This window comes from Veillonella sp. S13053-19, assembly GCF_002959835.1.
GTDB classification, from domain to species: Bacteria; Bacillota; Negativicutes; order Veillonellales; family Veillonellaceae; genus Veillonella; species Veillonella rogosae.
The window spans coordinates 270455-283740 of sequence record NZ_PPDA01000007.1; the positions used below are offsets into that span (position 1 = coordinate 270455).

The 13286-nt window shown below is 39.5% G+C and carries 11 protein-coding genes; 10 read left to right on the forward strand and 1 reads right to left on the reverse strand.

Annotation, left to right across the window (positions count from 1 at the left end; genetic code table 11):
• The first annotated feature begins 46 nt into the window (after window positions 1-46).
• The 4 genes from VEHSUH06_RS03090 to VEHSUH06_RS03105 all read left to right on the forward strand — a co-directional run bounded on the left by VEHSUH06_RS03090 (window position 47) and on the right by VEHSUH06_RS03105 (window position 5291).
• Window positions 47-1645, forward strand: a complete 1599-nt coding sequence (locus VEHSUH06_RS03090) for an NAD(P)/FAD-dependent oxidoreductase (RefSeq protein ID WP_105097725.1) — start codon at window positions 47-49, stop codon at window positions 1643-1645.
• Window positions 1646-1811: 166 nt separating this feature from the next.
• Complete coding sequence (gene glmM / locus VEHSUH06_RS03095) at window positions 1812-3164, forward strand: phosphoglucosamine mutase (protein WP_105097726.1); 1353 nt, start codon at window positions 1812-1814, stop codon at window positions 3162-3164.
• An 85-nt stretch (window positions 3165-3249) separates the two neighbouring features.
• Window positions 3250-3945 carry an aspartate/glutamate racemase family protein gene (locus tag VEHSUH06_RS03100; RefSeq protein ID WP_105097727.1) on the forward strand — a complete coding sequence of 232 codons (696 nt, stop codon included), beginning with the start codon at window positions 3250-3252 and terminating at the stop codon, window positions 3943-3945.
• Window positions 3946-4178: 233 nt separating this feature from the next.
• Window positions 4179-5291 carry a lipopolysaccharide assembly protein LapB gene (locus VEHSUH06_RS03105; RefSeq protein ID WP_105097728.1) on the forward strand — a complete coding sequence of 371 codons (1113 nt, stop codon included), beginning with the start codon at window positions 4179-4181 and terminating at the stop codon, window positions 5289-5291.
• A 122-nt stretch (window positions 5292-5413) separates the two neighbouring features.
• Here the strand turns inward: VEHSUH06_RS03105 and VEHSUH06_RS03110 are convergent, their stop codons facing one another.
• Complete coding sequence (locus VEHSUH06_RS03110; protein ID WP_105097729.1) at window positions 5414-6826, reverse strand: hypothetical protein; 1413 nt, start codon at window positions 6824-6826, stop codon at window positions 5414-5416.
• Between the two features lie 524 nt (window positions 6827-7350).
• Between VEHSUH06_RS03110 and glmS the strand changes: the two genes are divergently transcribed.
• The 6 genes from glmS to VEHSUH06_RS03140 all read left to right on the forward strand — a co-directional run bounded on the left by glmS (window position 7351) and on the right by VEHSUH06_RS03140 (window position 13282).
• Window positions 7351-9183 carry a glutamine--fructose-6-phosphate transaminase (isomerizing) gene (gene glmS, locus VEHSUH06_RS03115; RefSeq protein ID WP_105097730.1) on the forward strand — a complete coding sequence of 611 codons (1833 nt, stop codon included), beginning with the start codon at window positions 7351-7353 and terminating at the stop codon, window positions 9181-9183.
• A gap of 58 nt (window positions 9184-9241) precedes the next feature.
• Window positions 9242-10228, forward strand: coding sequence for a tryptophan--tRNA ligase (gene trpS, locus VEHSUH06_RS03120; RefSeq protein ID WP_009352190.1), 987 nt, complete (start codon window positions 9242-9244; stop codon window positions 10226-10228).
• Between the two features lie 36 nt (window positions 10229-10264).
• Window positions 10265-10741 (forward strand): hypothetical protein, encoded by a 477-nt coding sequence (locus tag VEHSUH06_RS03125; protein ID WP_105081586.1) that lies wholly within the window; start codon window positions 10265-10267, stop codon window positions 10739-10741.
• Between the two features lie 142 nt (window positions 10742-10883).
• Window positions 10884-11696, forward strand: a complete 813-nt coding sequence (locus tag VEHSUH06_RS03130; RefSeq protein ID WP_105097731.1) for an amino acid ABC transporter substrate-binding protein — start codon at window positions 10884-10886, stop codon at window positions 11694-11696.
• Between the two features lie 123 nt (window positions 11697-11819).
• Window positions 11820-12476 carry an amino acid ABC transporter permease gene (locus VEHSUH06_RS03135; protein ID WP_009352132.1) on the forward strand — a complete coding sequence of 219 codons (657 nt, stop codon included), beginning with the start codon at window positions 11820-11822 and terminating at the stop codon, window positions 12474-12476.
• 47 nt (window positions 12477-12523) lie between these two features.
• A complete protein-coding gene (locus VEHSUH06_RS03140) occupies window positions 12524-13282 on the forward strand; it encodes an amino acid ABC transporter ATP-binding protein (RefSeq protein WP_054748040.1) in 759 nt (252 codons plus the stop codon).
• Window positions 13283-13286 lie beyond the last annotated feature (4 nt).

The window sequence follows — 13286 nt, forward strand, 5'->3', positions numbered from 1 at the left end:
AATAACGATATAAGCTGCCCCTGAAGGGAGCCAAAATAGGAAAGATATGATTAGAATAATAAACCTCCGCGTGGCTGTTACAGTCAAGTCGGATATAAAGGATATTGTAGAAAAGAAATATCCCCAATTGCGAGGCGCTATTGAAACGATTCACGTTGTACGACGCGCCGTAGACGCTCGTAAAAAACAAAATATTGTCTTTGTCTATACTTTGTTTGTTGAGGCTCACAACGAAGCTCAAATTATGAAAAAACTAAGCAAACAAAAGGATGTATCTGTATTTACAGCAGAAGATCCAGAGCCTATCGTTTATGGGAATGTGCCATTAGCACATCGTCCCGTAGTTATGGGCTTTGGTCCAGCAGGTATGTTAGCCGCATTTTACCTTGCCCGTGAAGGTTACCGTCCTATCGTCTTTGAGCGCGGTCAAGATGTAGATACTCGTAGCGAAGACGTAGAAACATTCTGGAAAAAGGGCGCCTTTAAACCTGAGTCCAATGTTCAATTCGGTGAGGGTGGTGCAGGTACCTTCTCTGATGGTAAATTGACGACTCGCGTTACCCATCCTAGATTGCACGAAATCTCCAAATATTTTGTTGAGTTTGGTGCGCCTGAGGAAATTTTATATAAACATAAACCTCACGTAGGTACTGATAAATTGCGCACCATGGTGAAAGCTATGCGTGAGCGCATTATTGAATGGGGCGGTGAGGTTCGTTTCGGTGCAAAGATTACAGATTTATTTATCGAAAATGACCGTATCGTAGGTGTTGAAGTTAATGGTAGTGAGCGCATTGATACCACAGTTGTCTTATCTGGTGTAGGACATAGTGCACGTGATACGTATGAAATGCTACATAAACGAAATGTAGAAATGACGGCAAAACCATTTGCTATCGGTGTTCGTATCGAACATGATCAAGCTGTAATCGATGAGTCCCAATATGGTGTAGAACCGTCTAGCTTGGGCCTTGGTGCTGCAGAATATTCTCTTGTATACCACGATAAAGAAACAGGACGTACAGCGTATAGCTTTTGTATGTGCCCAGGTGGTCAAGTTGTAGCTTCTGCGTCAGAAAATGGTGGCGTTGTTGTAAATGGCATGAGTTTGTATGCCCGTGATAGCGGTGTTGCGAATAGTGCTATTGTAGTTAATGTAGGTCCCGATGATTTTGGTACGCATCCACTCGATGGGGTAGCTTTCCAACGGGAATGGGAACGTAAGGCCTATGAGTTGGGCGGTTCTAATTTCCATGCGCCAGCGCAAACAGTAGGTCAATTTTTGGGACTTTCACCGGCACCTAGTGTACAAGATAGCACCTATAGCTATGAACCAGGCGTAGTGAACTGCGATTTACACGATTGCTTACCGCCTTTCGTTACATCCGTATTAGAACGGGCGTTGCCGTATTGGGGCCGTCGCATTCGTGGATTTGATGATCCTGCCGTATGCATGACAGGCGTTGAAACTCGCACCTCTGCACCACTTCGTATGGGACGCAACGAAGAGCGCGTTTCTCCAACTGTAGGTGGATTCTACCCGATGGGCGAGGGTGCCGGCTACGCTGGTGGCATCATGAGCGCAGCCCTCGATGGGGCAGAAACTGCTATTTTATGTATGGCTAAATACGCAAAACCAAACTAGTTGGTAATATATTGTGAAGTAAACTACAGTATAGGTTCATATTGATACCGTAATATAGTTGTATCTGTATAGTATCTATATGTGTGGTGTATATAATGTGATATAATACACCACAGTGAATATATGAGGACTTGTGATGTACACAAATCCCTAGAGGAGGATAATTATGGCTCGTTTATTTGGTACAGATGGTGTACGTGGTGTTGTTAATGAATTTTTAACACCTGAATTAGCCTATCATTTAGGTCGTGCAGCGGCTACACACTTTGGTAAGGAAAAGGAACATCCTACGTTTTTAATCGGTCGCGATACGCGTATTTCTGGTTCTATGCTTGAAAGTGCATTGGCAGCAGGCATTTGCTCTGTAGGTGGTAATGTAGTCATTGCAGGCGTTGTACCAACTCCAGCAGTAGCATACCTAGTACGTCAACAAGGTTTTGATGCGGGCGCAGTTATTTCTGCATCTCACAATCCGTATCCAGATAATGGCATTAAATTCTTCGATGGCAATGGTTACAAATTGCCAGATGAAGTAGAAGATCAATTGGAAGAGTATGTTCGTCAAAGTGCGGATAATGAATTGCCACGCCCTACAGGTGATGGCATCGGCAAAATAGAGCATAACAGCAACTTAGCTCATTTCTATGCTCACTTTGTACGTCACACAATCGATACATCCTTGGAAGGCATGACAATCGTTTATGATGGTGCTAATGGTGCTGCTTCTAGTGTAGGCCCTGAAATTTTAGCTGGCCTAGGCGCTAAAGTTATCAATATTAACGTAAATCCAGATGGCTTAAATATCAACCATCACTGTGGTTCTACGCACATCGAAGGCTTGCAAGTAGCTGTACAACAACATAATGCAGACCTTGGTATCGCTAATGATGGCGATGCGGACCGTTGCTTATTGGTTGACGAAAAAGGTCAAGTCCTCGATGGTGACCAAATCATGTTGTTATGCGCTCTTAAATTGAAAGAAGAGGGCAAACTCAAAGATGATACTGTAGTTGGTACTGTTATGAGTAATATTGGCTTCCATAAAGCCGCTCAAGAATTAGGCATGAAAACATTTGCTACTGCTGTTGGTGACCGTTATGTTTTAGAGTATATGCGTGAACATAATCTCTCCGTTGGCGGTGAGCAATCTGGTCATGTAATCTTCTTGGATCACAATACAACTGGTGATGGTATGTTGACAGCTGTACAAGTAGCAGCTCTTATGAAAGAGAAAAACCAACCACTTTCTGAATTGGCTGGCATTATGACTAAATATCCTCAAGTTCTTATCAACGTTCGTGTTGCTACAAAAACAGGTTGGGAAGATAATGATATTATTAAAGCTGCCATCGTAACAGCGGAAGGTGAACTTGGTGTAGAAGGTCGCGTTCTAGTTCGTGCATCTGGTACTGAACCACTCATTCGCGTAATGGCTGAAGGTCCTAACCAAGAAGAACTACAAGCACTATGCCAAGAAATCGCTGATATTATCGGTAGAGAACAAGGGTTAGCGGACTAACTCTTAATGAGTGATATTTTAAAATGAATAATCATAATGAATAACCTTTTTGTTTTGGGTTATTTTAAGATTAGAGGGTGTCATTATGAAAACAATAGGTTTAATTGGGGGAATGAGCTGGGAAAGTACGATTACGTATTACCAAGTTTTGAATGAAACTATTAAGCAAGTTTTGGGCGGCTTACATTCGGCAAAATGTATTCTATATAGCGTTGATTTTGAAGAAATAGAAAAGTGCCAGGCAAATGGCGATTGGAATAGAAGCGCTGAAATTTTATCCGATGCGGCTCAATCTCTTGAAAAGGCCGGTGCTGATTATATTGTTATATGCACGAATACAATGCATAAAGTTGCGGATGAAATAGAAAGACATATTCACATCCCTCTCCTTCATATTGCGGAAATGACTGCAGTAGAGTTAAAAAAATCAGGTATTACAAAGGTAGGTCTACTTGGTACCAAGTACACGATGCAACAAGATTTTTATAAATGTATCTTGGAAAATCGGGGGATTCATGTTGTTATCCCTAACGAAGATCAAGTTGAACTTGTAAATGATATTATATACAATGAATTGTGTTTAGGTGTTATTTCTAATGAATCTAAACAACAATACTTAGATATTATTGGTGATTTGGTAAAATCTGGTGTACAAGGTGTTATTTTAGGTTGTACTGAAATCGGACTACTTGTTAAACAGGATGATACGGATATACCGTTATTTGATACTACATTGATACATGCAAAAAATGCGGCGTTGATCTCTATTGATAAAACATAATATACTCTTTTGTTTTAGTAAAATAACCCTCTATTAGATATTTTATTCATTTTTAGAATATCTAATGGAGGGTTATTTTTATGTAATTAGAATTAGCTAGAGGCTAAAGTAAGTCTTTTTGTATAGTTTGAATTTATATGAGCGGCGTTAGTATAGGTACTTACGTATATAAGAAGTAACTTATGTTATTATAAATATATAGTCTAAAATATGTTCGATAGTAAAGGTGCAGTATGGCGGTTACAATAAGAGAGTATTGGCAAAATTTAAAAACAGAATATGAAACTGCTTATAAGGTGTCCATATTCAGTGATTATAATGTATTAATGCAATATGCAGAGCGTTTTGGATCTTACTTACGTGGTTTGATGCAGGAGCATCCGCTTGATGTAGATGTGGTATGTGCTTTAGCAACTGTTGAACAGGTATTGCGGCATGAGGAAAACTCAATTCAACTATTAGAAGATTTCCTCGAAACGTATAGTGGTGAACTGAGTGATACGGATAAAGCAAGAGTTTACACTAATCTGGCTTTTTATTATAACGATGAGAGACATATAAAAGAATATGATTATCTATCGGTCGCTGTAAAGCTTAATTCTCCCTATATAGAGACCTATAGAGGTTTAGCATTATATCATTTTTCATCTTACGAAGATAATGGATCGATAGAGGCGTTAACTAAAAGCTTACAGGCCTTTGAAAAGGGAATAAGTGTATCTAATGGTTATGAAATAAGCTATGGCTATGCAGTGTGTTTGTTTGAGCTTAAAAAATATGAGAAAGCAAAGACAATTTTTGCGCAGTTGTTATTAAAATACCCAAATAGAATGCGATTATTACTGGGGATAGCTTATTGTGATGTGTATTTAGGAAATAAAAAGCAAGCTCTTGATCGGTTAAAGAAAATTAAGCTGGGCTCAGATGTAGCATATTATTTAAGTAACGATGAGATTTATGATTTTGAAGTCTTTAATGCCTATTATGTTTTAGATGAATACGAACTATTTTTAGAGGAATGTGAAAAAGCTGAAGAGGACTGTGATTTGAGTGGGGGGCCTTATTACTTTGGTCTTTGGACTACGAATCAACATAAATTGTTCCACCATGAAGTAGATAAACAACGAACAGAACTACTAGAATGTATTGAAGACGTAAAAGCGGTTGAAGACTTTGATAGTGAAGAGGAAAAGCAAAGTTATATCCAAAGCTGGGAAGATGATTTAGAAGCTTTAAGCACTGTGGTACATAAGATTAAACATGAAAACTACAAGCCTGTAGTTGAATTAAAATTATATCCTATATATGGATGCTACTTAATAGACTGTTTATTTCATAACTTTTGATACTCTTATTTTTGTGTGATAAATCAAAAAAACTGTCTGTATATAAACTGCTATGAGATTTGAATATAAAAGAAGAAAGCACTACGTTGAATTGCAAAAAATTCAGAGTAGTGCTTTTGTCATTATTTATCAGCTACAACGAGTTTATATCCATTCAAGTGAATGTTTTCACCAGTTGTATCTTCGTTAGTTAAGGTTTTTACATAGCTATCGCCAGTAAGTGTCCAGCTAGAGTCTTTGCTGAGTTTCAGTGTAACTTCTTTAGCTGAGTTGTTTGTATTTACAGCGCCTACGAGGCTAGATCCATTTGTCATATCTAATGCGACAGTACTGATAGCATCAGCTAGGATATTACCGTTCAGTGCTTGGTTAGATGCGCGGAGTGTGAGATGACCGCCGTTTTCGCCAGCATTACCCCAACGAGAGTCAGCCGCTGCTTTCACGAGGGTAGTGGTATTAGGCATGGAAATAGCATTGTTAGACAAATCTACTTCAGCCGTAGTGTTGTTTACATAGATGAACGCACCTGTGGAGTAGGTTGTGAGCGTGTTATTTTCTGCTTTAAGGCGTGCAATACCGCTTTCAGCATCACCAGAGAAGCTTTGGTAGAGCATAAATCCATTGTCTTTGTAGCCAGTTACATTTGAGTTTGTAATGGTAATGGAGTTTTTGCCTTCTACAACGCCAATTTCACTGCTATTAGCTACGCCGTTCACATTGTTAGCTGTAATATTACCCGTTGAATAGATAACAGGGCTGCCTGCGCCAGAGGTTGTTAGTTTAGCAGCTTCCGCAGTAATCGTACCTTCGCCACGGTCAGTAGCAAGGGTAGCAGAGTGAGCACCTTCAGTAGTGATCGTTAGATTTTTACCATTCACTGTGCCTTTATACGTAGCATCTAGACCACGAGAGGAATCGCTTTTAGTGTGAATATTAGTGTTATCTACGTTGATAACAGAGCCTTCACTGGTAGCAAAGACTGCATTGGAACCATTGGAGTTAGATGTAATATTGCTACCCTTAATATTGATTTGGCTGCCATCAATACCAAGAATTACCGCATTTTGACCTCGGAAATTACTGTTGTCATCGCTTGTAGTATTACCAGTTTTATCGAAAACGCTGTTTTCGATAGTTACGACTGCTTTATTTTTACCTATGAAAGCATTCTGGTCAGATGTTGTATTAGTAATTAACTCATGAGCGATAGATTTGTTTTCTGTTATTATAGACGTACCTGTGAAAGTACTAGGATCTACTTCGGCTTGTGGCGCCATGCCAGTAGGTGGTTTACCATGTGGCGCACCATTTGGTGGTGTGATACCTTGAGCAGATGGTACAGTTGGAGCTTGTTCTGAAGTGGTTACAACAGCTACGTTAGTATTCGCTTGTGTTTCTGCTGCAAAGGTTGGAATGAAGGCCAATGTAGATAAGGCAGCACCTAATACGGCAGGGAGCACCCAACGACGTAATTTTCTGTATTGTATGTTATTTCTATGTGTTCTATGTTTCTTTTTTATGGTTGTTTTATTCATAATTAGTATCTCCAAAATGTTGTAAATATATTTCGAAAATATAACAAAATCTAATTGCATAAAATATAGATTGATAGCAGTATAATTTCTTACAATGAAAATACTGTGAAGTATAGAAAAAATCTTTTTTCTTGCCTTTGAATTAGGTTCGAAGGTTTACATTTTATCGATTTTTTTAGTATAATATAGCTCAGTACATAATTCATATTTGTACTAATTCTGCCGTATATCATAGAAAGGAAGTCCGAATTCGTAAAGGCGAATAGCGCAAGTACCCGCGAAGGCAGTCGTTAGGGTAGACGAGGTGAAGAGTGATCGAATAATCAGCGGATGCTCTTCCGGCACATTCATGTCGTAACAGATATTAAAAATCCCATCGGTAACGATGGGGACAAAGTATATCTGAATGAATTGTATTAAAGTAATAATTAATACATAATTGAAACATTAATCTAGAACATTAATTTGTTAGCCTTAGTTGTTGGCTGGGGCTAGAATGCCCCCAGTTATAGGAGGATATACTTATGTGCGGTATCGTAGGATACATTGGCTTTAATCAAGCATCTGATTTCTTGTTGGACGGTATGGCGAAATTAGAATACCGTGGTTATGACTCTGCAGGCATCGCTGTTATTGGTGCTGAAAATGTAATCAAAATTCAAAAAAAGGTTGGCCGTCTAGCTAATCTTGAGGCGATTGTAAAAGCAGATCCTAATGAAGGGACTGTAGGTATTGGTCATACTCGTTGGGCTACTCATGGTCGTCCATCCGATATGAACTCCCATCCTCATTCCTCTGAAGATGGTAAATTTGCTGTTGTTCACAACGGTATCATTGAAAACTACATGCCTTTAAAAGAAGAGCTCATCGAAAAAGGGTACCATTTCAAATCTGAAACTGATACTGAAGTAGTAGCTCACTTATTGGCAGATATGTACGATGGCGATTTCGTAGGTACTGTACGCCGCATGCTTGCGCGTGTTGACGGTGCGTATGCTCTTGAAATCATCTGTGCTGATGAGCCAGACAAAATCATTTGTACTAAAAAAGAAAACCCATTGGTTATCGGTCTTGGCAAAGGTGAAAACTTTGTTGCCTCCGATATTCCAGCGATCATTAACTACACACGTGATACATACATCTTGAGCGATGGCGAATTAGCGATCGTAACTCGTGATAATGTATCCGTATTTGACCGTGAAGGTAATGCTGTCGATAAAGAAGTATTCCACGTAAGCTGGAATGCAGAGGCTGCTGAAAAAGGCGGTTATGAACACTTCATGTTGAAAGAAATTCATGACCAACCTAAAGCAGTTCGCGATACATTTGGTACACACATCTCCGAAGATGGCAAAACTGTACACTTCGAGGAATTGAACTGGACTGCTGACGATGTAGCAGCTTTCAACAAAATCCTCATCGTTGCATGTGGTACAGCATACCATGCAGGTCTTGTAACAAAACAATATATTGAAAACTTGGCGCGCATTCCTGTAAATGTGGAAATTGCATCTGAGTACCGTTACAGCAATCCATTGACTGATGATAAAACATTATGTATCGTTATCAGCCAATCCGGTGAAACATCCGATACATTGGCAGCCTTGAAAGAGGCTAAACGCCTTGGCGCTAAATCCTTAGCCATCACAAACGTAGTAGGTTCCAGTATTTCCCGTGAAGCAGATAACACTGTTTACACATGGGCTGGTCCTGAAATCTCTGTAGCGTCTACAAAAGCGTACACTACTCAATTAGTAGCAGGCTTGTTGTTCGCTGTATACCTTGGCCAATTGAACGGTAAAATGGATCCAGCTGTAGGCGAAGAAATCCTTTGCGGTGTTAAAAGCTTGCCTACATTGATTCATGAAATCTTTGAAGTAGATGAAGATATGAAAGCCTTTGCAAAACATTATGGCTTCAAATCTGATGCGTTCTTCTTGGGTCGTGCTATCGACTACGCAGTAGCGATGGAAGGTGCCTTGAAATTGAAAGAAATTTCTTACATCCATGCTGAAGCATATGCTGGTGGCGAGTTGAAACATGGTACATTGGCTCTTATCGAAGAAGGCGTACCTGTTATCGCATTGGCTACACAAGAAGATGTGTACGATAAGATGATCAGCAACATCCGTGAAGTAAAAGCTCGTGAAGCTGTTGTAATCGGTATTGGCATGAAAGGTGACGAAGAATTATCTAAACACGTAGACCATACAATCTATGTGCCTCGTGCAAATAAATTCATCGCTCCAATCCTTGCGGTTGTACCATTGCAATTATTGGCGTACTACGCAGCGATTACTCGCGGCGCAGATGTAGATAAACCACGTAACTTGGCTAAATCTGTAACCGTAGAATAATATATATAACCAACAGTGCTTCGGCACTGTTGGTTTATTTCAATATAGGGAGACTATTATGGCAGTTATATTTTCCGGCATCCAACCAAGTGGGGAATTAACACTTGGCAACTATTTGGGGGCTTTACGTAATTTCTTAGATTATCAAGATACTGATGAATGTTATTATTGCATCGTTAACCAACATGCGATCACTGTACCGCAAGATCCAAAAGAGTTATTCCAAAATACTCGTAATTTGGCTGCGTTATACCTCGCTGTTGGCCTCGATCCTAAAAAGGTAACATTATTTGTGCAATCCGAAGTGCCTGAGCACGTTAAACTCGGTTGGGTTATGCAATCTATCAGCTATGTTGGCGAATTAGAGCGTATGACACAGTACAAAGATAAGTCTCAAAAGCAAGGTGACTCTATTCCTACAGCGTTGCTTACGTATCCACCATTGATGGCGGCAGATATTTTGTTATATGGTACTAACTATGTTCCGGTAGGTGAGGACCAAAAACAACATCTTGAGTTGACTCGTAATTTGGCAGAGCGTTTTAACCGTAGATTTGGCGAAACTTTCGTAGTACCTGATATCAAGGTAGGCGAAGGTGGTGCTCGCGTTATGAGCTTACAAGAGCCAACTAAGAAAATGAGTAAATCTGATGACAACCAAAATGCTACGATTCGTCTTTTGGATGCACCAGATTTAATTGTGAAAAAATTGAAACGCGCTCAAACTGATTCTGATAATGCAGTGCGTTATGATAAAGAAAATAAACCTGGCATTTCTAACTTAATGGGTATTTACCGTGCTATTACAAAAGACAGCTACGAAGCTATTGAAGAAATGTACGCAGGTAAAGGTTATGGCGTGTTTAAATCCGATATCGCTGATCTTTTAGTAGCAACGCTTGAACCAATTCAACAACGCTATAATGAATTGATTGCAAGTCCTGAACTCGATATCATTCTCGATGAAGGTGCTGCTAAGGCGCAAGCTAAAGCGAGTGTAATGTACCGTAAGGTAGAACAAGCTATGGGCTTGTGCCGTAAATAAAAACATATAGTAGACTTTCAATTTGTGAGGAAAACCATGACGAAACAAGAGGCGATGGAACGCTTTTCATCAGGTGCCGTACAACAGAGCTTAGAAATACATCGCGGAATCCAATGGACCGGTCGCATCATTGGTCTTGTGGTATGTGCGTTAATCATAAAATATATGCCTTCAGACTGGGTAGAACGCGTATGGTATTATCTGTTGTTGCTCGTCATATTGTGGACCCTTCATAGATTAGGTGAAAGTCAAGCTTTTATCTGTGAAAAGGGCCTCGTGTTAAAGCGAAGGCCTTTTTCTGTGAAAGAATACTTTCACAGTCTCTTTAATGGGGATGAGTATTTTGTCTTTGTCGATTACGATCATATCATCGGTTTTACCGAAGGGTGGCGTGAATTGCAGGCTATGAACGGTCATGGTGGTATTTATGTAATCCCCCTTGATTTAACTCAAGTACCATATAAGGACAAAATGGCCATGATAGAGGCCATCCATAAGCATACGCAGTCATAAACTAAAAAATCAAAAATTCATCAAATTAACTATTTACAACTTTAACGAACTAAAGTATAATACAATCATCAGGTACAAAAAATGAACTGTACGAATCATAAAAGTTTGTAGAGATTAGGCGATAACGCCGTGGAGGATAGTTATGAATTGGAAAAAGATGATGGCCGTTGGCCTTGCAGCTGTGTCTATGATGGTATTTGTAACGGGTTGTGGTGGGGACGCTAAAAAAGCGAATACAGAATTGCCTAAGAAAGTTGTCATTGGTTTAGATGATAGCTTCCCTCCAATGGGCTTTAAAGATGATAAAGGTGAAATCGTAGGCTTTGATATCGACATGGCAAAAGAAGCGGCTAAACGTGCTGGCATGGAAGTAGAATTCAAAGCTATCGACTGGTCCAGTAAAGAAGCGGAACTAAAATCTAAAAAAATCGACGCGTTGTGGAATGGTTTGACCGTATCTCCTGAACGTGAGAAAAATATTTTGTTCTCCAATGTATATATGAAAGACAAACAATACATCATCGTTCGTAATGAAGATGAGTCCATCAAAGGTAAGGCTGATCTTGCTGGTAAAGTGGTTGGCGTACAACAAGCTAGTACTGGTGAAGCTGCATTACAAAAGGATGAAAGCGGTAAAACTGTTAAAGAAATAAAATCCTATGCTGATTTCGTAAGTGCTTTCATGGATCTTGGTATTGGTCGTGTAGATGCGGTTATTGCTGATGGTGTTATTGCTCGTTATCTCATGACAAAAGAACCTGGTAAATACAAAATCGTAGAAGGTACTGATTACGGTGTAGATAACTTTGCTATTGGTTTCCGTAAAGAAGATACTGCTTTGCGTGACAAAATTAATGGTATCTTAGCTGAAATGAAAAAAGACGGCACTGCTGATAAAATTGCTGAAAAATGGTTAGGCTCCGGCGCAGACCTTGATAAGAGCGATGCTAAATAGTACGATTCGTGGTATACTAATAGTACTATGGTCAGTAGGTACAACTGATAATTAAAGAACGAAATGTACACTAGAGAAGAGGCCAGATGCCTCTTCTCTAGTCGTGTTTTGAAGGAGCATTCCATGTTAGATTATTTATTACAGATTATTCCAACCATCGCCGATGGATTAAAGGTAACCGTATCACTATTCTGTATTGTATGGATTTTATCTATTCCAGGCGGCATCCTGATGGCTATGTTGCGTCTATCTAAATTGCCTTTAGTAGATAAGCTAGTAGACGCTTTCGTGTACTTAATGCGTGGCACACCGCTGATGTTACAAATTTTATTCGTTTATTATGCATTACCAATCATTACGGATGGTGCCATTCAGATGGATGATGCAACGGCAGCCGTTCTTACCTTTGTATTAAACTACGCAGCTTATTTATGTGAAATTTTCCGCGGTGGTATTCAATCCATCTCTCGTGGTCAATACGAAGGGGCAAAGGTACTTGGTTTTACGTACTCTCAAACTATGCGAAAAATTATTTTGCCGCAAATGTTCAAGCGTGTATTGCCACCTCTTGCCAATGAAACGATTAACTTGTTGAAAGATACATCTCTTGTATATGTATTAGCGATGAATGATATCTTGCGTATTACGAAGTCTATCGTACAACGTGACTTTGATATTTCTGCATTCCTTGTGGCAGCAATATTCTATTTGATCTTTACCTTTATTTTGACGAATATCTTCAACTACTTAGAACGAAGATTTGCTGTATATGAAGATTAATCTATTTCTATGGTAGTTTGTCGTATGTAATGATGTAAGAGGTACTTATGACATTTGTAAATATGGAGCGTATTGAAAAACGCTTTAACAATCAAACAGTATTGCGCGATGTATCGCTCAAAATGAATAGAGGGGAAATTGTTTCTATCATCGGACCTTCTGGTTCTGGTAAATCTACATTTTTGCGCTGTTTAGGTCAGTTAGAGACTATCGACGGTGGTTCTATTACTGTAGATGGCACTGTTCTTGCTAGTACTGATGCTAATGGCACTGTAAACTATGCAAGCCAAGAAACACAACATGACTTGCTATTACGCATGGGCATGGTGTTCCAATCTTTCAATTTATTCCCTCATATGACAGTGCTCGATAACATTATGATTGCACCGCGTATGGTAAAAGGCATGAAGGATGAAGACATTCTACCGATTGCAGAGCAATTACTTAAGAAGGTGGGACTCTGGGAAAAACGCGATATGTATCCATCCCGTTTATCTGGTGGTCAGCAACAACGTGTAGCTATTGCTCGCGCCTTAGCAATGAACCCTGAAATTATGCTTTTCGATGAACCTACATCGGCTCTTGATCCTGAGCTTACTGGTGAGGTTCTTAAAACAATTAAACAATTGGCTGATGATCATATGACGATGATCATCGTAACCCATGAAATGAACTTTGCTCGTGAAGTATCTGACCGCGTCATCTTCATGGCAGATGGTGTTATTCAAGAAGAGGGAACACCAGAACAGATTTTCAACAATCCACAGAACGCTAGAACCAAAGCGTTCTTGGATAATATGTTATAGGAGG